General features: G+C 64.3%; 23 protein-coding genes. 11 read left to right on the forward strand and 12 right to left on the reverse strand.

Going from position 1 to position 20,626, the window contains the following annotated elements; translation table 11 throughout:
- Positions 1-12 precede the first annotated feature (12 nt).
- A complete protein-coding gene (locus tag C2138_RS06145) occupies positions 13-1,389 on the forward strand; it encodes an APC family permease (protein WP_108516340.1) in 1,377 nt (458 codons plus the stop codon).
- Here the strand turns inward: C2138_RS06145 and C2138_RS06150 are convergent.
- Complete coding sequence (locus C2138_RS06150) at positions 1,386-2,525, reverse strand: GGDEF domain-containing protein (protein ID WP_108516342.1); 1,140 nt, start codon at positions 2,523-2,525, stop codon at positions 1,386-1,388. The two genes, C2138_RS06145 and C2138_RS06150, sit on opposite strands and share 4 nt — an antisense overlap.
- 218 nt (positions 2,526-2,743) lie before the next feature.
- On the opposite strand from C2138_RS06150, the gene C2138_RS06155 reads away from it, so the two are divergent.
- A complete protein-coding gene (locus C2138_RS06155) occupies positions 2,744-3,481 on the forward strand; it encodes a CPBP family intramembrane glutamic endopeptidase (RefSeq protein WP_108516344.1) in 738 nt (245 codons plus the stop codon).
- Between the two features lie 51 nt (positions 3,482-3,532).
- Here C2138_RS06155 and C2138_RS06160 read toward each other — a convergent pair whose 3' ends face one another.
- Positions 3,533-3,964 (reverse strand): pyridoxamine 5'-phosphate oxidase family protein, encoded by a 432-nt coding sequence (locus C2138_RS06160; protein ID WP_108516346.1) that lies wholly within the window; start codon positions 3,962-3,964, stop codon positions 3,533-3,535.
- A 188-nt stretch (positions 3,965-4,152) separates the two neighbouring features.
- Between C2138_RS06160 and C2138_RS06165 the strand changes: the two genes are divergently transcribed.
- Positions 4,153-4,788, forward strand: a complete 636-nt coding sequence (locus C2138_RS06165) for a dihydrofolate reductase family protein (RefSeq protein ID WP_108516348.1) — start codon at positions 4,153-4,155, stop codon at positions 4,786-4,788.
- Between the two features lie 20 nt (positions 4,789-4,808).
- Here C2138_RS06165 and C2138_RS06170 read toward each other — a convergent pair whose 3' ends face one another.
- The 3 genes from C2138_RS06170 to C2138_RS06180 all read right to left on the reverse strand — a co-directional run bounded on the left by C2138_RS06170 (position 4,809) and on the right by C2138_RS06180 (position 6,637).
- Positions 4,809-5,627, reverse strand: coding sequence for a class II glutamine amidotransferase (locus tag C2138_RS06170; protein WP_108516350.1), 819 nt, complete (start codon positions 5,625-5,627; stop codon positions 4,809-4,811).
- A gap of 75 nt (positions 5,628-5,702) precedes the next feature.
- The gene (locus C2138_RS06175; RefSeq protein WP_146181252.1) at positions 5,703-6,104 is read right to left on the reverse strand and encodes a hypothetical protein; all 402 of its coding nucleotides are present in this window, start codon (positions 6,102-6,104) and stop codon (positions 5,703-5,705) included.
- Between the two features lie 59 nt (positions 6,105-6,163).
- Positions 6,164-6,637 carry a hypothetical protein gene (locus C2138_RS06180; RefSeq protein WP_108516353.1) on the reverse strand — a complete coding sequence of 158 codons (474 nt, stop codon included), beginning with the start codon at positions 6,635-6,637 and terminating at the stop codon, positions 6,164-6,166.
- 136 nt (positions 6,638-6,773) lie between these two features.
- Here C2138_RS06180 and C2138_RS06185 point away from each other — a divergent pair, with 136 nt between their 5' ends.
- Together C2138_RS06185 and C2138_RS06190 are read left to right on the forward strand one after the other, a co-directional pair.
- Positions 6,774-8,000, forward strand: coding sequence for a sensor histidine kinase (locus C2138_RS06185; RefSeq protein WP_108516355.1), 1,227 nt, complete (start codon positions 6,774-6,776; stop codon positions 7,998-8,000).
- Positions 7,984-8,634 carry a response regulator transcription factor gene (locus tag C2138_RS06190; RefSeq protein ID WP_108516356.1) on the forward strand — a complete coding sequence of 217 codons (651 nt, stop codon included), beginning with the start codon at positions 7,984-7,986 and terminating at the stop codon, positions 8,632-8,634. Before C2138_RS06185 ends, C2138_RS06190 begins: the two co-directional genes overlap by 17 nt.
- A gap of 33 nt (positions 8,635-8,667) precedes the next feature.
- Here C2138_RS06190 and C2138_RS06195 read toward each other — a convergent pair whose 3' ends face one another.
- Both C2138_RS06195 and C2138_RS06200 read right to left on the reverse strand, forming a co-directional pair.
- Positions 8,668-9,951, reverse strand: coding sequence for an LCP family protein (locus C2138_RS06195; protein ID WP_108516358.1), 1,284 nt, complete (start codon positions 9,949-9,951; stop codon positions 8,668-8,670).
- Between the two features lie 35 nt (positions 9,952-9,986).
- Positions 9,987-10,385, reverse strand: a complete 399-nt coding sequence (locus tag C2138_RS06200; protein WP_241961202.1) for a PPOX class F420-dependent oxidoreductase — start codon at positions 10,383-10,385, stop codon at positions 9,987-9,989.
- Between the two features lie 39 nt (positions 10,386-10,424).
- Here C2138_RS06200 and C2138_RS06205 point away from each other — a divergent pair, with 39 nt between their 5' ends.
- The 3 genes from C2138_RS06205 (at position 10,425) to C2138_RS06215 (ending at position 14,912) form a co-directional block, all read left to right on the forward strand.
- Entirely contained in the window at positions 10,425-11,129 is a 705-nt protein-coding gene (locus C2138_RS06205) for an N-acetyltransferase (protein ID WP_108516362.1), read from the forward strand.
- A gap of 31 nt (positions 11,130-11,160) precedes the next feature.
- The gene (locus tag C2138_RS06210) at positions 11,161-13,239 is read left to right on the forward strand and encodes a heavy metal translocating P-type ATPase (RefSeq protein WP_108516364.1); all 2,079 of its coding nucleotides are present in this window, start codon (positions 11,161-11,163) and stop codon (positions 13,237-13,239) included.
- A gap of 104 nt (positions 13,240-13,343) precedes the next feature.
- Positions 13,344-14,912: a M28 family metallopeptidase gene (locus C2138_RS06215; protein ID WP_108516366.1), complete on the forward strand. Its 1,569-nt coding sequence runs from the start codon at positions 13,344-13,346 to the stop codon at positions 14,910-14,912.
- Positions 14,913-14,978: 66 nt separating this feature from the next.
- Here the strand turns inward: C2138_RS06215 and C2138_RS06220 are convergent, their stop codons facing one another.
- From C2138_RS06220 to C2138_RS06230, 3 genes are read right to left on the reverse strand one after another with little or no spacing between them, the layout of a single operon-like run.
- Positions 14,979-15,209, reverse strand: coding sequence for a DUF1653 domain-containing protein (locus C2138_RS06220; protein WP_108516368.1), 231 nt, complete (start codon positions 15,207-15,209; stop codon positions 14,979-14,981).
- On the reverse strand, positions 15,206-15,565 hold the full coding sequence (locus C2138_RS06225) for a DUF5997 family protein (protein WP_108516370.1): 360 nt from the start codon (positions 15,563-15,565) through the stop codon (positions 15,206-15,208). The genes C2138_RS06220 and C2138_RS06225 overlap by 4 nt, the downstream gene beginning before the upstream one ends.
- Before the next feature lie 37 nt (positions 15,566-15,602).
- Positions 15,603-16,061 (reverse strand): DUF4442 domain-containing protein, encoded by a 459-nt coding sequence (locus C2138_RS06230; RefSeq protein ID WP_108516372.1) that lies wholly within the window; start codon positions 16,059-16,061, stop codon positions 15,603-15,605.
- 57 nt (positions 16,062-16,118) lie between these two features.
- On the opposite strand from C2138_RS06230, the gene C2138_RS06235 reads away from it, so the two are divergent.
- Entirely contained in the window at positions 16,119-16,994 is an 876-nt protein-coding gene (locus C2138_RS06235) for a hypothetical protein (protein ID WP_108516374.1), read from the forward strand.
- A gap of 314 nt (positions 16,995-17,308) precedes the next feature.
- On the opposite strand, the gene C2138_RS06240 is transcribed toward C2138_RS06235, so the two are convergent.
- A complete protein-coding gene (locus C2138_RS06240) occupies positions 17,309-17,680 on the reverse strand; it encodes a DUF5997 family protein (protein WP_108516376.1) in 372 nt (123 codons plus the stop codon).
- Positions 17,681-17,702: 22 nt separating this feature from the next.
- Between C2138_RS06240 and C2138_RS06245 the strand changes: the two genes are divergently transcribed.
- Both C2138_RS06245 and C2138_RS06250 read left to right on the forward strand, forming a co-directional pair.
- Positions 17,703-18,377: a LysR substrate-binding domain-containing protein gene (locus tag C2138_RS06245; protein WP_108516378.1), complete on the forward strand. Its 675-nt coding sequence runs from the start codon at positions 17,703-17,705 to the stop codon at positions 18,375-18,377.
- Position 18,378: 1 nt separating this feature from the next.
- Positions 18,379-19,221, forward strand: coding sequence for an endonuclease/exonuclease/phosphatase family protein (locus C2138_RS06250; protein WP_108516380.1), 843 nt, complete (start codon positions 18,379-18,381; stop codon positions 19,219-19,221).
- Positions 19,222-19,258: 37 nt separating this feature from the next.
- Here the strand turns inward: C2138_RS06250 and hemL are convergent, their stop codons facing one another.
- Positions 19,259-20,572 carry a glutamate-1-semialdehyde 2,1-aminomutase gene (gene hemL / locus C2138_RS06255; RefSeq protein ID WP_108516382.1) on the reverse strand — a complete coding sequence of 438 codons (1,314 nt, stop codon included), beginning with the start codon at positions 20,570-20,572 and terminating at the stop codon, positions 19,259-19,261.
- Between the last annotated feature and the right edge of the window lie 54 nt (positions 20,573-20,626).

Here is a 20,626-nt window from a genome sequence, read left to right on the forward strand (position 1 = left end):
ACGATCCGGCCTATGACCTCTGCGAAGGATGCCTCATTAGGCCCCGACCCGTCTGGCCTCAAGCGCAACATCACGGGACTGTTTCTCTTTCTCTTCATCCTGGGAGATGTGCTCGGTGCCGGTATCTATGCCCTTGTGGGCGAAATCGCCGGGCAAACCGGGGGTGCAGTGTGGGTTCCGCTCGGTGTTGCGCTCGTGCTTGCCCTGCTTACGGCCGGGTCATATTCAGAGCTCGTGACCAAGTACCCAAAGGCGGGCGGATCTGCCGTCTTCGCGGAGAAGGCCTATCACAGCCCTCTCATCTCGTTCCTCGTGGGCTTCTGCATGCTTGCCGCGGGCGTTGTGAGCGCTGCCGCGCTCGCCCTCGCCTTCTCCGGTGACTACCTTGCCCAGTTCATTGAGATTCCTCCCGTGCTCGGGGCCATCCTCTTTCTCGTGCTCGTAGCGCTCATCAACATGCGCGGCATCAAAGAGTCGATGCAGGCCAATTTTGTGATGACCTCAATTGAGCTCAGCGGGCTGCTCATCGTGTTGATCGCCGTCGGCATCTTTGTGGGGGGCGGTGGCGGCGACGCCACCAGACTCACCGAGTTCACGCCGGGAACGACCCCGTTTCTCGCCGTGATGGCCGGGGCGCTCCTGGCCTACTACTCGTACGTGGGGTTCGAGACGTCGGCGAACATCGTGGAGGAGATTCGCAACCCCGCCAAGGTGTATCCCCGCACCCTGTTCGCCGCACTGATCACGGCAGGGCTGCTTTATATGCTCGTCGCGGCAGCAGCCACCATCACGGTGCCGGTTGACTCACTGGCGGATTCGACGGGCCCCCTGTTGACCGTGATTGAGGCAACGGGAACCGGCATCCCCGGCTGGTTGTTCAGCGCGATCGCCCTCATTGCGGTGGCCAACGGGGCGCTGCTGACCATGATCATGGCGAGCCGACTTGCCTACGGAATGGCCAAACAGGGGCTCATGCCTGCAGCGTTGGGGCGGGTTTTGCCCCAGCGGGGCACGCCGTGGGTGGCGATTGTTGCGACGACTCTCGTGGCCATGGTGCTCACCTTCACCGGGGGGCTCGCGGTGCTCGCCGGCACGGTCGTCGTGCTGCTGCTCTTCGTCTTTCTCAGCACCAACATCGCCGTGCTCGTGTTGCGCCGAGACAAGGTCGACCACGACCACTTCAGGGTGTGGACGGTGATTCCTGTGCTCGGGGCACTCTCCTGCATCGGCCTGATGACGCAGCAGGGATGGGATGTCTGGTTGCGTGCGGGCATCCTCATCGCAATTGGGGCGGTGCTGTTTCTGGCGTCACGACTGTGGGGTCGGCGGTCTGCGCGGCGACCCCAGGAGGAGGGCAAGGAGAGCAAGGCGGGCAAGGCGGAGCGTTAGGAGACCCGCCCGGTGGGGCGTGCCCGCACCACGCGGTCGCGTCCCAGGGCTTTGGCCTCGTAGAGCGCAGCATCCGCAGCGGCAATCGCCGCCTCTAGATTGAGCGTGTTGGGGTGTAGCGGGGTGACCCCGCAGCTCACGGTTGGCCACAGGTCCAACTCCGGCGGTTTCGCGTCGCGAAGGCGGCGACTGATCTCGCTCGCCGCCCGCTCGGCCTGCTCAAGGGACGCCCCGGTGAGGAGAATGATGAACTCGTCGCCGCCGTAGCGGCCCACCAAGTCGGTCTCGCGAACGCTCGCAAGGCATGCTGCCGCAAACGCCTGGAGTGCTTGGTCCCCGGTTTGATGGCCGTAGGTATCGTTGACGGCCTTGTAGCCATCCAGATCGGTGAGGATGAGTGCCGCGTCATTCTTACGTGGCCGTTGTGCTTGTTGCAGAAACCCGGCGCGGTTCAAGACTCCGGTGAGGCCGTCCCTGGAGGCCTCGGCGCGAAGCCGGCTCGCCACCTGCTCGTGGCTGAGGGTTGTTATGGAGAACGCACCAAAGACAAAGAATGCGGTGACCGCAACCGTGGTGACCTCGCTGCCGAATGCGCTCTGGAACACTGTGCCGTCGGGTCCATCGACCAGGAAGGCCACGCAGCGTCCCCAGTAGAACAGCGAAAAAAGACCAGCAGCGCTAGCGAGTGCTCGCACGCCGTGCCACTCCCGGCTGTCGAGTCGAAAGAACTCGACCGCAGCGAGGCCGCTGTGCACGGCAACGAGTGCGAGAAACACGGCTCCGCCCGGCCAGACGTGCGTCGAGGGCGAATCGAATGCGGCGGCAACGACCGCAAGCAGGGGTCCCGCTGCGGCATGCCATGGATTAAGCGGCTTGCCGCTGAGCGATCGGGCGCCTCCCCACACCGCCACCGCTGCAGACACCAGCAGGAGATTGCCCAAGGGGTTCGCCCACGCCTGATGCTGCGTGCCGTTGAGGAGGTAGGCGGATGAGCCACTCATGATGAGCAGGAAGGCACAACTCCACCACCGGCTGTAGGACGAGCGTGTGCTCCTGTACGTGACGAAGTAGATGTGCGCGAGCAGGACTAACGCCACGATTGCGAAAATAACGCGCAGGGTCAGAATGTCTAGCACGCCCGACCCCCCTCGTATATTGCTACGGATCCCAGGGTATGCCGAGGCACGCCCGCCCCGACCTCTTGCGGGCTGGATGCCTACCCCGAGTTCGGGGGTGGGGCCTCCGCTTGGCAGCCAACGTGCAGAAGCTCGGCCGTCGAAGAGAACTAGCCTGCGAGTAGGGCAGGCCGCCGCAACGTGCCGGTGGCCAGGCCCAACGATGCTGGGAGGCGAGAGTGAAAAAACTCCGCGCTGCGAGCCCGATCTGGCACGCTGTTGTCTGGATCCTGGCGTATGTGCTCATCGTCACCGTGGGCGACTGGATATCTGCCATCATCGGCGTGCCGAACTCGGCGACCGCTCCCCTGGTGCTGCTGCTCTCGATCGTGCTCGTTCTCTATGTGACGAGAAACGGATGGGCACGCTATTACGGCCTTATCGCCCTGCGCAGGGACCAGTTTCAGAGAACACTGCTGTATATACCGCTGGTGGTTCTTGCCCTGCTGCAATTCACTCTGGGATTGCGGGCAGACCTCGATGTGAGGGCGGTGCTGCTGACCGTCCTGCTGATGCTCGGAGTCGGATTCGCCGAAGAGCTCGTGTTCCGCGGGTTTCTCTTTCGGGCTCTCCTGAGTGAGAGCACGCTCCCCCGCGCCATCATCATCTCGGGGCTCACCTTCGGCGTCGGGCACCTCGTGAATCTCGCGCGGGGTTACAGCGGTGCGGAGCAGATCGTGCAGATCGCCGTCGCCATCGTTCTCGGCGTAGTGCTCGCCATGCTCTTCGCCGTATCGGGCACGATCGTGCCACTCATCGCGTTCCACGCGCTGTTCAACATCAGCGGCGACCTCAGCGCGGCGAACTCAGATCGGGAGGGGCTGATACTGGCCGCGACGATCGTCATTAGCGCCGGTTACGCTGCGTACCTGGCGGTGGTACTCCGCAAGCATGGAGCGCATCCGATGTTCGCCTGAGGCGTTTCTTGGCAGTCGCAGCGGCACGGGCGTCGGCCGCGAGGCCTCCGGCTACACGAGGTAGCGGTCAGGCTCTTCCCCGCGGATGATCCTGCGGCCCGTCACAACATCGGGCGTGATGCGCACGTAGCGATATTTGAGTGTGGGAGTCCACGGTCGCAGCGGCAGAGTGTCTGCCCTAAAGATCTCGTCCTGCAGCTCAAGCACCCTGGCGCCACCACGCACCACGACGCTCCAGGCGGTGTCGTCATCCCATCCATCCGCTTCGAAAGCAACCGTGCTATTGATCGTCAGCTCTAGCAGTTTGGTGCCCTCAGCCGTGCGAAAGAGAAGCGAACGACCGTCGACCACATAGTTCACGGGAAAGATGTCGGGGGCTCCCCCCACGCTTACGGCCAACCGCCCCAGGTCGCTCGCGGGCAGCAGATCCCAGCACTCTTCCGTGCTGAGCGGCGTAATCGGATTCTCGTCACTGGCGGGCATTGCAGTCTCCTCGAATGTCGCCCGGCGCGGGCGGGTTCACTAAACAGCAGCGTTGCGACGGAGTCTAAGACCACATCCTGGTTCGATGCCCGCATCCGCAGAATCTATTGACACGGGCAGCACGTTCTTGCGAACCTGTCGCCACGCTGCCGCACGGCGCTGGGCCACCGCACACCAGGAAGGACGTCATGTCGGGGAGAATCGAGATCGACCTATTCAGCACACTCGACGGCGTGATGCAGGCGCCCGGCGGCGCGGAAGAAGACCCCGAGGAAGGTTTCGCCTTTGGTGGCTGGCAGGCTCCCGTCGATGACGATGCGGTGGGTGACGAGGTGATCGCGGGCATCCGGAGAATTGATGCCCTGCTGCTCGGCCGCCGCACCTACGACATTTTCGCCGGATATTGGCCGCAGCAGTTGGGGCCGGGTGGCGCTGCCAATGAGATCGCCCGCGTCTTTGACGGCATTCCCAAGTATGTGGCGTCTCGGGGCACTCCGGACCTCCGCTGGCGCGACTCCCACCATCTTGGCTCCGACCTGGCCGCTGAGATTGCCGCGCTGCGCGAGCGTCACCGCGAGATCCACGTGATTGGCAGCATCGATTTCGCCCGCACGCTCGTGCGCGAGGGTCTTTTCGATCAGCTCAACCTCTGGGTATATCCCATCGTGCTCGGCCCCGGAAAGCGGCTCTTTACCTCAGACGGCCCGCCCGCGAGCTTCACGCTGTTGCCCTCGTCGCGCGTGTCGGAGCAGGGTGCGCTGCTGCTTCACTACGCACCAAAAGGGACGACGCCCACGACCGCCGAGATGGGCAAGCGTGACTGAACATCCTGCCTAGCGTCGCACTAGACGGGTGACACCTCAGGCAGAGCACCAGCGTTCGCGGCCGAGAACACCGAAACGGTGTCGTCGGCGACGTGTGACCATCCCGTCGTGTCGATACCGGATGTCGCCACGAGAACCGCCCCCGAAGGAGCCGTCGTCCAGCGAAGCGTGTTGTAGCTCGCGTCATGCCCTGGCGGCAGAGCGTGGGGCGCGAAGCCGCGCCGGGCAAAAGCTTCGAGGGGCACCGACGAGCTGCCCGGTGACTGGGCCACGATGAGCGACTCCGGCGTGAGAAGAAACGCGTTGAGGCACGCTGCCGGGTAGATCGCGCGCAGCTCGCCGATGGCTTGGCGAAGGGCCTGGACCAACACGGATGTCGACTGCCACTCCGCCCCGCCGATCTGCACAGCCCGCTGCCGCACCAGCGCAAAATACAGTTCGCTATCGGTTGTCCCACGGAGTTCTTTGGCCGAAGGCTCCCCCAGCATCGCGAGAGCCGCATCCAGCGGGGCGAGCGCACCATTGTGCTGAAACGCCACTCCCTCCCGAAGAAAGGGTTGGATGTTGGCAACGCTGGGCGCTGACCCACGGCTAGCGAAGCGCAGATACAGCAGGCGCATCATGCTCGCCTCCGGGGCGATCTCGGCCACACTGCCCGACTCCCCCAGTGGGCTCGTTTCGCCTGTCTGCTGAATTGCACCGGTGGCATCTGCCCAGGCTGTGCCCCAGCCGTCGGAGTGAACCCTGGCCAACGATTGAAGGTCGGCCAGAAGCGGATTCCCTGCAGCTTCGGCAACCGTGAGAGGCGTGGGTGAGACGTAGGCGAGCATGCGGGACATGTCTGCAATTCTGGCGGAACCCGCACCCGATCCCGATCGCGTCGACTGAAACGGCCTACGGCCTCGGCCGCGCGCTTACTCGGGAATGAACATCACGATGAGACCGGCGACGGATGCGAGAACACCGACCCCGCCGAAGATTGCGGTCAGCACCCACAGGGTTTGTTCCCCGCCCCCATGGCGGCGGAGCCGCATCCGCTCCGGGCGGGAGGGATTCATATAGATCGTGAGCGCATCCTCGTCCGCCGCATGCTCAAGCTCGTGATCTTCGAGAACTCGGGAGTGGATGCTGCCATCGTGGGCCATCCAGCGCGCTTCGAGCGGTGCGGATTCCCGCACAATGACGGCGGTCGTCTCCTCCCAGCGGCCACTGACGCCACGGACGAGGAGAGCCACGAGCAGAAACGTGATGCCGAGCGGGATGCCGATCCACGAGAACAACTCGAGCAGGGTGCCCAAGATATCTCGTCCGCTCACAAGGAACATGTTATGCGCCAGGAGGGAGTCGGCGGCATCCCGAGCCGCTGGGGCGTGCTCTAGCGCACCAGGGAGATGCCGAGAGCGGTGAGCACGCCGAACGCGGTGCCCCACAGGATGATCGACACGATCTGCCACACGATGACGGCATTCTTCGACGCGCCGAACGAGACCATCGCCGCCGACGTGATCTGGCTGGGCAGAATCGTCTGGCCGAGCAGGCTGACTCCGGCAACGCCGTACTTGTCGAAAGCGTTGCGCAGGCGCTGGCGCCGGGGTGTCAGCTCCTTCTCGCCCTTCTTGGCGACAACGGAGGATCGCACGCGGTGAGCGGAGAGCACAACGAGCAGCATCGAGGCGATGTTGCCCAGGATGGCGGCGATGATGGCGATGGCAGGGGTGATGCCGGCGAGCACGCCGATCATGGCGCCAAAGTAGGACTCAACGAACGGAATCGCGGCCGCCAGTATTACCCCGATCCACTGAAGGAACGGCGGAAGCGATGCGGTGAAGTCCTGCAGGGCGTCAATCATGGTGGTGCCTTTCGTTGGTGATGTGTTCCATCATGGCGAACGCGGCGACGTCACTGCAGTGTGCCGGTGTCATGACATCGGTGGGCGAATTCGCCCGCGAAAATGTGACAAATGTCATAGCCCTACGCTGGATGCCATGCACCACATTGATCCCTCGCCTGAGGCGCGCAGCGTTCAGACAACCTGGCTCTACACGCTCGTGTCGTTTGCCTTTTTCTTTCTCCTGGTGCAAGTTCTCACGATCGCCGAGTCTGTTAGGGCCCTTCAGAATTCGCTGTCCTCCGGTCACACCACCGACGCGCTGCTGAGTGCGATCGTGGTGACCCTGATCGTCGTGGCATCGGCGGTTCAACTTCGCTGGTGCTTTTTTCTCAGAGCCGGCCTCGCGGGAGGGATTCCCGGCACCCGATGGGCGGCACTGCTCATGGTGCCCGCCGTGCTCTCCTGCATGCTCGGGGCAGCGGTCCCCGGGTTGGCCGTCTACGCCGCACTCCCCCTGTGGCTGAGCGTTGGTGCGCTTGCTCCTCTGCTGCCCCACAGCCCGCGATTGGTGCTCATCGGAGCCGGCCTGATCTGCGTGGTGGTGCATCCGATTGTGGCGTCTGAGGTCTTCGGCCTTGCGTTTAGCGTGGCCGACCTTGACCTTGCTGCTCTCGTGTTCGCTGCGATGCTGCCGTTGATGGTGATCACGAGCATGTGGTGGTGGCGCATCGTGGTGGAGCTTGACCGTCACCGGCGGGCGGGAGCCGAGTTGGCGGTCGCCAGGGAGCGACTGCGCTTTGCCTCTGACCTTCACGACATCCAAGGCCACCATCTGCAGGTGATTGCGCTCAAGGCCGAGCTGGCGGAGAGGCTTCTCGATCACAACCCTGTGGGGGCGCGAGAGAATCTTCATGAGGTGCGGGCTATCGCCCGGCAGGCGCTCGACGAGACCCGCTCGCTCGTCTATGGATACCGCGAGATCGCATTCGGCGACGAGCTAGAGAACGCCCGAGAGGTGCTCAGCGCAGCCGGCGCGCGGTGCGTTCTGAATGTCGGGGCCCTCCCCCAAGACCCCGAGGTGCAGCGTTGTCTTGCGCTGATCGTGCGTGAGGCGACCACCAACATCCTGCGCCACAGCGAGGCGACCAACGCGTGGATCACGTTGAGCACGACGCCGACGGGCAGCGAGCTGGTCATCGGCAACGATGGTGCGGCTCAGGGGGCAGCAAATCGGGATGCCGCAGGGGCGCTCCGGGGAAGCGGCCTTGCTGGTCTCCGCGAGAGGGTCAACGCCATCGGCGGCACGCTCGAGGCTGTCGTCGGAGACACCAATACCTTTGAAATCCGCGTGATGGTTCCCGAATTTGAGGTGGTCGCATGACACTGCAGCACAACTCCCCGAAGGTGACCGGCGCATCCGACTGCTCATCGCCGACGACGAACACCTCATCAGGGGTGCGCTCGAAGCCCTGCTGGGGCTCGAAACCGATATCGAGGTCGTCGCGAGCTGCGACAACGGCCTCACGGCCGCCGAACTCGCCGTCGAGATGCGCCCAGACGTGTGCCTTCTCGATTTGGAGATGCCAGGACTCGATGGGCTCGAGGCGGCGAGCAGAATCCTTTCGACGGTCGCAACGAAGGTTGTCATCGTCACTCGGCATGCCCGGCCAGGCGTGCTGCGCCGTGCGCTTGCCACCAGGGTGTCTGGATTTGTACCCAAGTCGACGCCGGCATCCGAGCTTGCCGATGTGATTCGGGATGTTGTGGCAGGCAAACGGTACATCGACCAGGAGATCGCCGCGACGGCACTCATGGCCGAGCGCTGCCCGCTGACCGATCGTGAGCTCGACGCACTTCGTCACAGCCGCTCCACCCTGCGCGTGCAGCAGATCGCAACCCGGATGCATCTTGCGCCGGGCACGGTGCGCAACTATCTCTCGACGGCGATGGCCAAGCTGGGTGCGAGCTCCCGGCACGAGGCCGCCGAAAAGGCCTGGGAACAGGGCTGGATTTGAAGTCGGGGGCCGCAGCCCCCGGCTGGCTGCCGTCTACTTCGAGGAGCAGGTCAGGTCTGCGGCCGTCTGGCCAAAGGTGTTGCTGGGAAGCTCGACGGGCTGATCCTTGGGCGATGCCGACGGTGACGGTGACGGCGATGCCGAGGACGATGCCGACGGAGACGGAGTCGGAGACGGCGACGGGATGGGATCTGGCTCGGGGCGGGGAGCCGCAGGGTCTGGCACCGTGGCACCCGAACCGCTCGGGCGGTCGGTGAGCACAACCGGAGTGTCAGAAACGAGCGCATCGTTGAGCACTTGCGCAGCCGCCACCGTGGGCAGAACGCCGTTGACCTGCCGCTCGCCCGGTTCTGGATAGTGATTCGGGTACTGAACAAACACGATTTTGCTGAAATCGATGTCTCTAAACGCCAGTGCGATGGAGGCGAGCGTAAGGGGGTTCTGCAGGTTGCTCGACAGGCTCATGTTCGACGCGGCCGCCTGTGCGATGCGGTACACGGTCGGAAGATCGGAGAGCTTGTCACGCGTTTGGCGGGCGAGCGCCGCGAAGAACAGCTGCTGGTTGCTGACACGCCCCAGGTCGCTGCCGTCGCCAACACCATAGCGGGAGCGGAGAAACGACACAGCGGTGGCCCCTTCGAGAGTGACAGTGCCGGCAGGCAGATCGAGGGGCGGGTTCGTGTACTTGTCTCGGAGGGGGCTCGCGAGGCACACATCCACACCCCCGATTGCTTCGGCTACGGCTATGGCGCCGTCGAAATCGACGTCCGCCGCATAGTCGATCTGCACTCCCGTGAGCTCTGTCACCGTTTCGGCGACGCAGGGAACTCCCCCGTGGCTGTAGGCCGTGTTGATCTTTTGCAGGGATGCAGACTCAAACGTTTCGCCGTCGGCACCGCTGCACTCCGGGATAGACACATAGAGATCCCGGGGGAACGTGACGATGGTGGCATTGCTGTGGTCTGCGGCGAGGTGAACCAGCACTGTGACGTCATTGAGTTGGGCATCCCTCTGGCCATAAACGGGGTTGCCGCCGCCACTGTCGTTGCCGACGAGAAGAAAATTGACGGGCCCCTCAATAGCCCCCAGGGTGGGTGGAGGAGCCTCGCCAGCGGAGGGTAATTCGATCGACGGTCCCAGCCGTGAGGCAAGCTGCAACGCTGAGATGCCCGCGACGCCCACGATGCTGACCGCAACCACCGCCAGGCCGCCAGCAATGAAGCGGATGATCGGCCAGGCCCCGTCCCGCCGGGGCAGACGTCCGTGGCGAACCGGTGCGCCGACGCCCGCACCGGGGGGCAGATCCTGATCGCTCACGAGCCATCACCGCCTCAGCCGACTGATCTTAAAGGTTAGTCACGATCGGTTATGCGCAAAACTGTTTGCGAGGGCGGTGTTCGCCGCAACTTGCCGAGCCCCCGGATGGCGCGAAACTGGATGCCGTACTTGTTGATGAAGGCGGCATCCATCGCGGCGTTCGTTTCGGTGTCGGTGCGCACCTCGGCGCTCGCCTGAATGGTGGGGGCACCTGGGGTTACTCGCCCCCGCACGTCGCAGGGCGTGAGTTCGACGGCGGGGTTGTTGCGCAGGCGCTTGACCTTGCCCGACTGCGGATCGGTCGTCACGAGCAGAGCATCGCCGCTCTGGGCGATCCACACGGGCGTGGAGACTGGTTCCCCGGTGCGTCGAAACGTGGTGAGAAGAACGTAGGCGGGCTTTGCCATAGCGGCGAGTTCAGGGGTTATTGGCACCATCGAATCCTAAGCTCGAAGTCGGCGAAAGGAACCTCTGTGCGCGAGCGTGATGGCGAGCTTGTCTCCCTGGGGACGGCGGACGAACTTGCGCGTGTCTATCGCGCGATTCTTGAGCCGAGCTTTGCGCCGGAGGAGCTGATCCCTCTCGACGCCCTGACTCGTGAAATGGTGGCTGGCCGGGCGACTGCCCTGGTTCTTCCCGACAGCAACGGGGAGCCAGGAGCCGTCGCGATCGTTCAGGAGGTCGCGCGCGGCATAGACCTGCTCACGTATCTCGCGACCCGTGCCGATCAGCGCGGGTTGGGAACGGGCGGGCGCATTATGCGGAGCGTCCTGACGGCAGCTCGGCAGCGCGATCGGTCTCTGCTGCTCGCGGAGGTGGAGCATCCTCTCCACCACCCAGTGCACCCGGAGCACGGCGATCCCGAGGCCCGCCTGCGGTTTTATGGGCGGCTCGGCGCGCGAATTGTGGACGTCCCCTATTTTCAGGCGCCGATTGCTCCTGACAGCCCGCCCGTCTACGGCATGCTGCTGCTCGCTTTCGAGGTTGACCCGACGCTGGAGAAGGAGGGCCGGTTGAGCGCCTCCGCCGGTCTCGTCGATGCGCTGAGCACCATGACCGAATCTGCCGATGCCGACGCGACCCCCGTGGCCGCCCTTCTGGATGCGGCACGGGCTCACGAGGGAGTGCGACTGCTGCCCCTGTCACGAGTGAACGAGGCGGCGGTAGCGCTCCCCTAGACACGCCACAGAGCGCGGGTACCGTGGGGGCATGGACCACAGCGGAATGTCCCACGTGTCCCACGATTCACACGAGCGCCACGAAGGCCACGACAGCCACGCCGGTCACGCCGATCCCGCAGGCCATGCCGGTCATGGTGACCACGTAGCTCAGTTTCGTCGCCTGTTCTGGATCATGCTCGTGCTTGCGGTGCCCACCGTGCTGCTCAGCCCGATGTTCGCCATGATCGTGGGGTATTCATTGCCCGACGTTGCCGGCATCACCTGGGTGTCGCCCGTTCTGGGCACGGTGATTTATTTCTGGGGTGGACGCCCGTTCCTCACCGGCGCCACGGCCGAACTCAGCGCCCGCAAGCCCGGGATGATGTTGCTGATTGGCCTTGCCATCACGGTCGCGTTTCTGTCGTCATTGGGTGCGACCCTTGGCCTTCTCGATCACCAGCTCGACTTTTGGTGGGAGCTGGCACTGCTGGTCGTGATCATGCTTCTCGGTCACTGGATCGAAATGCGCTCGCTCGCCCAGACCTCGTCGGCCTTGGACTCGCTCGCGGCGCTGATTCCCGACGAGGCCGAGCGTGTCGATGGCGACCAGACCGTGCGGGTCTCCCCAGCCGACTTGCTGGTCGGCGACGTCGTTCTTGTGCGTCCCGGCAGGCGGATTCCCGCCGATGGCACGGTCATCGAGGGAGCCGCCGATATCGACGAATCGATGGTGACAGGAGAGTCTCGGGCCGTGCCTCGAGGGGTCGGCGATGGCGTTGTCGCCGGCACCGTGGCCACCGATAGCTCAGTGCGCATCCGCGTAACCGCAGTCGGCGACGACACGACTCTTGCGGGCATCCGGAGGATGGTTGAGGATGCCCAGAATTCGTCGTCGAAGGCACAGCGGTTGGCCGATAAGGCTGCGGGGTGGCTCTTTTGGTTCGCGTTGGGCGCTGCAGCAATAACCGCGGTCGTCTGGTCGATGCTCGGGTTGCCTGACGAAGCAGTGATTCGAACAGTGACCGTGCTCGTGATTGCGTGCCCGCACGCGCTCGGGCTCGCTATTCCTCTGGTCGTGTCTATCGCCACAGAGAGAGCAGCGCGCGCGGGTGTTCTGATCAAGGACCGCCTCGCACTGGAGAGCATGCGAACCGTTACCGCTGTGCTCTTCGATAAGACGGGAACCCTCACTAAGGGTGAACCCGTCGTGTTTGCCGTCGCTGCAACGGAGGGCCACACCGACAGCGAGGTGCTGGCGCTTGCGGCCGCCGCCGAGAGCGATAGCGAGCATCCGTTGGCCCGCGCTATCGTCTCGGCCGCTCGTGAGCGCCGTATTGCGGTGCCCGTCGCCTCGGGGTTCAGTTCAACCCCGGCCGAGGGAGTTATGGCCGCGGTGGGCGACCGGCAGATCAGCGTGGGAGGCCCGTATCTGCTCGAACGCAGCGGAGCGGAGCCGCTCGCCGATAGCGCTGCATGGCGCGCACAGGGAGCCACGATTCTTCACGTGCTGGTGGACGGGGAGGCCGTTGGTGCGCTGGACCTGGTCGACCAGATCCGCGAGGAATCGCGCGACGCCGTTGACGAGCTTCATGCCAGAGGCATCGAGGTGATCATGATCACGGGCGATGCCCAGAACGTGGCCGACAGCGTGGCACACGAGCTCGGTATTGATCTCGTGCTCGCGGGCGTTCGCCCGCAAGATAAGGCCGCCAAGGTGGCCGAGCTGCAGGCGGAGGGGCGCACGGTCGCGATGGTGGGCGACGGGGTCAACGATGCTCCGGCTCTGGCGCAGGCGGATGTCGGCATTGCCATCGGCGCCGGCACCGATGTGGCAATCTCCTCGGCGGGGGTGATCCTGGCGAGCAGCGACCCGCGCGCGGTCGTCTCGGTCGTGCTGCTCTCCCACGCCACCTATCGCAAGATGAAGCAGAATCTCTGGTGGGCCGCAGGTTACAACCTCGTTGCGGTGCCGCTGGCGGCGGGCGTTCTTGCCCCTGTCGGCTTTGTGTTGCCGATGGCGGTGGGAGCCATTCTCATGTCGCTCTCCACCATCGTTGTCGCCCTCAACGCCCAACTGCTCCGGCGCCTCGACCTAACACCAGGAGCCCGTGGCTCACGTTCCGCATGAGAGTGTTCTCACGCTCGACCACCGAGCGATGCCCGTCGATTACCGTCTGAGCCACGGTCGCCGTCCTCGCGGTGACCCTTCAGAAAGCTTCGAAAGGGGTTCAGATGGGCGTGTCACGATCGTTGCGGAGAGTCGCCATCATCACCGGTGCAGGCCTTGTCGCCAGCATCGGGTTGACGGCAACGGCGTTGCCAGCATGGGCAGGAGGTTCCCACGGGCCGGGAGGGGGCAATCACGGCCGCTCCATCTCGTTGGCCAAGCAGGTGACTGCCAAGAACATCCTGGGTCATCTGAACGCATTCCAGAAGATCGCTGACGCGAACGGGGGCAACCGCCAGTCGGGCGCGCCCGGGCACGTTGCCTCAGCAGAGTACGTGGAATTCCAACTGCGAAAGGCCGGATACAAGCCTGTTCGCCAGGAGTTCAGCTACGAGCAATTCGTAGAGGGAGCGTCAACGTTTGCTCAGGTGACTCCGAACGCCGTTTCGTATGTAGATCAGACCGACTATGACGTCATGGACTATTCGGGTGCCGGCACGGTGACGGGCGAGATCGTTGCCGTCGACGTGAACCTTGCGGGTGACCGCGTGAACACGAGCGGATGCGAGGCAGAGGACTTCGCGGGCTTCGCGGCTGGCTCGATCGCCCTCGTTCAGCGCGGCACGTGCACGTTCGGTGAGAAGGTGGCCAACGCCACGGCAGCAGGGGCTGCGGCCGTGATCGTGTTCAACCAGGGCAATGGCGAAGACCGCTCAGGGCTCTTGTTCGGAACCCTCTCGGCCCCCCAGGCCTCGATACCGGCTCTCGGTGCACCGTTCGCGGTGGGTGAGTCGCTCGCGGCGGTTCCCGGAACAACCGTGAGCATCGCGGTAGAAGCGTCGGTCACGACGGTGAACACGTTCAATGTGATCGCCGATACCAAGAAGGGCAACCCCGACGCGACAGTCGTGGTGGGTGCGCACCTAGACGGTGTCGCCGAAGGCCCCGGGATCAACGACAACGCGAGCGGAAGCGGCGCGATTCTCGAAACGGCAATTCAGCTGGCGAAATCCAAGGCGACGCCTCAGAACCGGGTTCGTTTCGCCTTCTGGAGCGGAGAAGAAGACGGGCTGCTCGGGTCGACGCACTACGTTTCGCAACTGACGGAGGCCGAGATCGCTCAGCACGCGGCCAACCTCAACTTCGACATGGTCGGCTCGCCCAACTTTGTTCGCTTCGTCTATGACGGCGATGGATCGGAGTTCGGCAGCGTTGGGCCGGAGGGTTCGGCCCAGATCGAGGCGCTTTTCAGCGAGTTCTTCGCGGGACAGGGGCTGGCCTCTGAGCCGACCGAGTTCGATGGGCGCTCCGACTACGCTGCGTTCATCGATGCGGGCATCGCGGCTGGTGGCCTCTTTACGGGAGCCGACGGGGTCAAGACCGAGGATCAGGCGGCAGTCTACGGTGGCACCGCTGGTGAGACCTACGACCAGTGCTACCACTCGGCCTGCGACACGATCGCCAACATCAATGTCACGGTGCTCGACCAGATGGCGGATGCGATCGCCTATGCAACGCAGACCTACGCCGACCTTAAGAAGGGCCACAAGCCTGGCAAGCCGGGCAAGCCTGGCAAGGGTGGACACGGAGGCTGGGGTCACCATGACCACCATGGCCCGCGTCTGGGAAGGTAAACGCACGAGCTAGCAACGGGAACGGGCCTCGGAGACATCCGGGGCCCGTTTCTGCGTCGTGCGGCGTTAGTCGTTCACCGGCGCGAAGCGAGGCACCTCAACGCCGTCAACCACCGTCGTCTGCAAGAACATGTCACGGGGGCGCACCCACAGATCGCCCGTCGCGGAACGGTAGACAACGAGCTCTTCTTCTGTCTCGCTGTGGCGCGCGACGCCGATGACCTCATAGGCGCCGCCCTTGAAGTGTCGGTAACGACCGGAGGCCGGCGTGGTGGAGTGGGGGTTCTGGGATGTCATGCGTCGACGATGCCCACAAAACGGGTGCCGATGCCGTCGATCTCAGCTCGGTAGAGCCCGTCCGCTGCCGGGGGCAGATCGAGCGGGGAATGATCGCTGCAGGTGATGTAAGTGAACTCCGGCCACCACTTCTTGGGCCGTACCGCCTCGGTATAACCGCACACCGTGCAGGTCAGCTGCACCCACACCGGTCGTGCGCCAGCCTTGCGATTCGCGCGTGACTGAGCGAGCCAGGCTGGCGGGTTCTGATCGAGTTCGTCGAATTCCGCCTCGGTCATCCGGTTGGGCAGCCCGTGCTTGCGGGCCATTTCGAGGGAAATATCGAGCCGCTGGGCGGCGTCGTGTCTGCTGATCATCGCTGCCAACGATAACGGACTCAGATCACACCGGCTTTCAGGCGGCGGTGTTCTCTCGCTTGCGGCGCACATAAAGCTGCTTTCGCACGACCGCGACGACGTCGCCGTCGGAGTTCACGACCTCCCCGGTGAGCCAGCGCAGAACCCGCCCGCCGTCAGCGGCTTCTGCGCGCAACTCGTCGACCAGCTCGGGGGTGATGTGAAAGTCGGCGAAGACATCGCCGCGCCCGGGCTTCACGAACTCGATCTCGGCCGCCTTATCCCACACGACATGATCCTTGCCCAGATGGTGAAGCAACATGAGCATGAAGAACGGGTCAGTCATGGCATAGATCGAGCCGCCAAAATGGCTGCCAACCGCGTTGCGATTGAGCTTGTTCATGCGAAGTCGAGCCTTCACATGCGTGTAGTCATCGCTGAACTCCAGAATCGTGATGCCAGCCCCCACGAGGGGCGGCCAGACATTGAGCATCCTGCGAAACGTGCGAGCGCGCATTCGTACCTCCGCGCCGAGTCTGACAGGGCGGCTGCACCGAGGTGAAACAATTGGCGAATGCCCACTACGCCTCCCCCTCTCGGCCTCATGCTCGATGTTGATGGCCCCATCGCCAGCCCAGAAACGCGCACCATTGCGATTCCCGAGATCACCGCCGATCTGGTCTCTTTGGCGGCGGCTGGCATCCCGATTGCTTTCATTACGGGCAGGTCAGAGCACTTCATCACAAACGAGGTTGTCGCGCCGCTCGTCGCTGGCGGACTCCCGAAGGGGGTGCGGATGTTCGGCGTCTGCGAGAAGGGAGCGGTGTGGTTCACGATCGATGACCAGGGCCGTGGAGACGTGAGCGTGGATACCACTGTTGGCCTGCCTGCCCCGGTTGTGGCCGCACTCAAAGAGCTGGTCGAAAGAGACTTCTCCGACGCAATGTTCTTTGACGAGACCAAACTCGCGATGGTCTCGGTCGAGCAGCGAACGGATGTCGCATCAGCTTTCTACGCGCAGCGTCAGTCAGAGTTCGAGGCTGCAGCCTTTGAGGTGATGGCCGCGCACGGTGTGGGAGTTCGCCACGGGGAACGAGAGTCTGCCGACTCCACGGGAGCCGTGCCGTTTCGCATCGACACCACCATCATCTCCACGGATATCGAATCCGTCAGGCTCGACAAAAATCACGCGGCGGAGCGCGCGCTCAACTTCTTCGCCGAATCGGGGCCGCTCCCCCGACTCTGGCGCTCAGTGGGCGACTCTCGGGGCGACTATCTGATGGCTGACCACCTTCACGAGGCTGGTTTCGATGCGGCCCACGTCGACGTGAGGCCCAGCGATGGCGTGCTCGAGCGCCCCTACCCCGTCATCGAGATCGACGACGTGATCCACGACGAGGCTGGCGCTCGATTCCTGGCGTATTGGGTTGACAAGCTCGGCATCCGATAGGCCTGCCTCCGATAACAAAATGCGGCGAGTTCCGCGATCAGAAGTCCGGAGGCGCGCGGAACCGCGTACGCTCGGGAGGACGAGCATCCCGCTCCCAAGGAGGCATCAGTCATGGCAGACAAGTCCATTAAAAAGTCCAGCAGCAAGACCGCGGCATCTAAGTCGCTCAAGGAAAAGCGCGCCGACAAGAAGGACAAGGCCGAGAGCAAGCGCCGATCCGAGTAGGCAACCGCGAGAGAGCAGAAGAGCCGGACCCCGAGGGGTCCGGCTCTTTGTCTTAGCTACGGCGCGTCGTGGGCGCCCGTCTCGTGCTGTTACTTGCGCTTCTGCGCGGCCTTCTCGCGGAGGCGTATCTTCTCGTCGCGAACCTGGGCCTGCGTTGCGCGCTCCTCGACAAGCCACTCCGGCGGTGACTGAAGGAGGGCGGTGATCTCCTCGGTCGTGAGAGCTTCGGTTATTCCGCCGCGGGCTAGACCCGCGTTGGAGATTCCGAGCTTGCCCGCGACGACGGACCGCGGGTGCGGGCCGTTCTTGCGAAGTTCGACGAGCCACTCGGGCGGCGTCTCCAGCATCTCGTTGAGCTGGGTGCGCGTGAGGGGGGTTTCTTGGAACTCCGCGGGGGTCGCTGGCAGGTACACGCCGAGCTTTTGGGCGGCTGTCGCTGGTTTCATGGTCTGCTCGGTCATCTATCCAGCGTAGCCTGAGGGTATGCCTTCTGATGTCGCTCCGTTTCGCATCGCAATTGTTGCCGGTGTGAGTGTTGGGCGTTGGACCAAAGCGTGGAAGGAACGCAGGCCGGAGACTCCGCTCGAGGTAATCCCGATCCCGGAGTCGGAGCAGCGTTCCGTGCTCACGGAGGGCATCGCCGATGTGAGTTTTGTGCGACTCCCTATCGACCGCGACGACTTGAGCGTGATCCGTCTCTATAGCGAAGTCCCCGTTGTCGTTGTTCCCAAGGAACATCCCATCGCTCTCTTCGATTCGGTCACGGAGGCCGACCTCGCTGGCGAAATTCTGCGCACAGAAGACCCGGCAGATGCCGTGGAGGTTGTCGCCGCCGGGGTTGGAGTGCTTCGCGTGCCCCACTCGGTTGCGCGGCAGTATGCCCGCAAAGATGTGGAGGCGATCACCGTGAGCGATGCGCCCGAGACTGAGATCGCCATTGCCTGGCCCACGGAGTCAACGTCGCCCGACGTCGAATATTTTGTGGGCATCGTGCGGGGGCGCAAGGCAAGCAGCTCGCGAGGCGAGGCTCCGACAGCGCCGCCGCCACCGACGAAGCAGACCACGGCCAAACGACCCCCTCAGCGCGGAGCAAAAAAGCCCCAGGGCGGCGGGCCTGCCGCAGCGGGCCGCAAGCGCGGAGCACGCGGGAGCCGTTGACATGGTTATGCTCACGCGGCGGGTCGGTGGCGACAGGCCACTGATTGGCCCCGTGGGCGCTCCCTATTTGCACGTGATGAGTTACAACGTGCGCAGAATCATCACGATGTCTCGGCATGGAAGCCCGGACTTTTGGCCGGTGCGACGCGACCTCGTCGAACGCATGCTGCATGCGGAGCGTCCGACAATTCTCGGAACCCAGGAGGCCATGGCGAGCCAGGCTCGGGCGATCGCAGGGATGATGGGCCCGGATTTTCGCATAGTCGGGCATGGACGAGCCGCAGACGGAAAAGGCGAGGGATGCCCGATCTATTTTGATGCCACGAGGCTCACCTTGATCGATTGGTCCCAGCGCACGCTCTCCCCCACCCCACATGCTGCCGGATCACGAGGGTGGGGCAACCTCGTGCCCCGCGTCGTCGTCACCGCCGAGTTCGACGACATGATGACGGGCAAACGTTTTGTCGTGTTCAATACCCATTTCGACCACACCTCCAAGCGCTCGCGGGTCGCCTCGGCAGAGTATGTGGCGAGCCTCGTCTCGAAGTGCAAGCATCCCGTCATTCTCATGGGGGATTTCAATACCGTGCCCGGCAAGCCGCCGTATCGCATCCTGGTGAACGCAGGGCTCCGCGATTCTCTCCTGGTCGCTGACAAACGGCTGGGCGGTGCAGGCCCCACGTTCTCCGACTACAAGCTGCCGAGCCCGCGCGGGCGACGCATCGATTGGCTGATGGTCTCTGACCGCATCGACGTGAAGGTGGGCGCCATCAATACTGCGCGGTTCGAGGGGCGCGCGGCCTCCGACCACGAGCCGGTGCAGGCCGTTATTGATGTGCTCTAGCTAGCCACAACCGAGGCGCGCTAGTCACAACGGATGATCAGGATGCGGTGGCGGCTGCAGCCGCCTTCGCCGCTGCGGGGAGAGCATCAAGAATGCGCGAGACGGCGGTGTCGTCGTGGGCTGCGGTGACGAACCAGGCCTCGAAGACCGACGGAGGCAGCGAGACCCCCGAGTCGAGCATCGAATGGAAGAACGGTCCATAGCGGAACGCGTCCTGGTGCTTGACCTGCTCGTAGGTGCGGGGAGCTCCCTCGCGGAACGCGAACGAGAACAGGTTGCCGGCCCTCTGCACGGAGTGAGCCACGCCGTGGTGGGACAGCGCCTCCGAGGTTGCCGACGCGATGATGGCGGCGGTGCGGTCGAGGTGCTGATAAACCGCAGCGTCAGCAGCCGTGAGCGTGGCGATGCCCGCGGCAACCGCCAACGGGTTGCCGCTGAGCGTTCCTGCCTGGTAAACCGGCCCGACGGGCGCGAGAAAGTCCATGATCTTCGCGGATCCGGCGATCGCTGCGATGGGCATGCCGCCGCCAATAACCTTGCCGAAGGTGAAGAGATCTGGCGTGTACGCGGGCGACCCGTCGCGGCCATCGAGACCCCACCATCCCGCTTCGCTGACCCGGAAGCCCGTGAGCACCTCGTCGAGAATAACGAGGGCACCGTGGGCATGGGCCAGGTCGATGAGCGCGGCGTTGAAGCCCGCGTCGGGGGCAACGACCCCCATGTTCGCCGCGGCCGCCTCGGTGATAACGGCCGCAATGCGGTCGCCGTGCTCGGAGAAGACGATGCGCAGCGCGTCGAGGTCGTTGTAGGGAACCACGAGCGTTTGGGCTGCGACAGCCGCTGGCACGCCGGCCGAGCCGGGGAGAGAAAGGGTCGCGATGCCAGAGCCCGCCTCGGCAAGCAATCCGTCGGAATGCCCGTGATAGTGGCCGGCGAACTTGACGAGCAGATCGCGCCCGGTGAACCCCCGGGCAAGGCGAATGGCCGTCATCGTGGCTTCGGTGCCCGTGGAGACGAGGCGAACCTTCTCCACTGCGGGGCTGAGGCGGTCGATGACACGCTGAGCCAGCTCGGTCTCCCCCGGAGTCGACGCGCCGAACGACAGCCCGCGTTCGGCCGCCTGCTTAACGGCCTCGACGGTCTGCGGATGCGCATGCCCCAGCAGAGCGGGGCCCCACGACGCGACGAGGTCCACATAGTCGCGACCCTCGACATCCGTCACATATGCGCCTCGTGCGGAGACGAGAAAGCGCGGAGTGCCACCGACGGAGCCGAAGGCGCGAACGGGTGAGTTCACGCCGCCGGGGATAAGAGCCTTGGCCGAGCTGAACGATTCGAGGTTCGTAGACATTGAGGTCTCTCCGTTGATGGCGATTGCGTGATTCAGACGGGTAACGGCGGTGGA

The sequence above is a fragment of the Salinibacterium hongtaonis genome, from assembly GCF_003065485.1.
Classification (GTDB): Bacteria; Actinomycetota; Actinomycetes; order Actinomycetales; family Microbacteriaceae; genus Homoserinimonas; species Homoserinimonas hongtaonis.

Coding starts and splice junctions, on each gene's coding strand:
- C2138_RS06145 (WP_108516340.1), top strand. CDS start 13: ATGACCTCTGCGAAGGATGCCTCATTAGGCCCCGACCCGTCTGGCCTC.
- C2138_RS06160 (WP_108516346.1), bottom strand. CDS start 3,964: ATGCCCGCCAGTGACGAGAATCCGATTACGCCGCTCAGCACGGAAGAG.
- C2138_RS06165 (WP_108516348.1), top strand. CDS start 4,153: ATGTCGGGGAGAATCGAGATCGACCTATTCAGCACACTCGACGGCGTG.
- C2138_RS06170 (WP_108516350.1), bottom strand. CDS start 5,627: ATGTCCCGCATGCTCGCCTACGTCTCACCCACGCCTCTCACGGTTGCC.
- C2138_RS06180 (WP_108516353.1), bottom strand. CDS start 6,637: ATGATTGACGCCCTGCAGGACTTCACCGCATCGCTTCCGCCGTTCCTT.
- C2138_RS06185 (WP_108516355.1), top strand. CDS start 6,774: ATGCACCACATTGATCCCTCGCCTGAGGCGCGCAGCGTTCAGACAACC.
- C2138_RS06210 (WP_108516364.1), top strand. CDS start 11,161: ATGGACCACAGCGGAATGTCCCACGTGTCCCACGATTCACACGAGCGC.
- C2138_RS06215 (WP_108516366.1), top strand. CDS start 13,344: ATGGGCGTGTCACGATCGTTGCGGAGAGTCGCCATCATCACCGGTGCA.
- C2138_RS06220 (WP_108516368.1), bottom strand. CDS start 15,209: ATGACATCCCAGAACCCCCACTCCACCACGCCGGCCTCCGGTCGTTAC.
- C2138_RS06225 (WP_108516370.1), bottom strand. CDS start 15,565: ATGATCAGCAGACACGACGCCGCCCAGCGGCTCGATATTTCCCTCGAA.
- C2138_RS06230 (WP_108516372.1), bottom strand. CDS start 16,061: ATGCGCGCTCGCACGTTTCGCAGGATGCTCAATGTCTGGCCGCCCCTC.
- C2138_RS06235 (WP_108516374.1), top strand. CDS start 16,119: ATGCCCACTACGCCTCCCCCTCTCGGCCTCATGCTCGATGTTGATGGC.
- C2138_RS06240 (WP_108516376.1), bottom strand. CDS start 17,680: ATGACCGAGCAGACCATGAAACCAGCGACAGCCGCCCAAAAGCTCGGC.
- C2138_RS06245 (WP_108516378.1), top strand. CDS start 17,703: ATGCCTTCTGATGTCGCTCCGTTTCGCATCGCAATTGTTGCCGGTGTG.
- C2138_RS06250 (WP_108516380.1), top strand. CDS start 18,379: ATGGTTATGCTCACGCGGCGGGTCGGTGGCGACAGGCCACTGATTGGC.
- hemL (WP_108516382.1), bottom strand. CDS start 20,572: ATGTCTACGAACCTCGAATCGTTCAGCTCGGCCAAGGCTCTTATCCCC.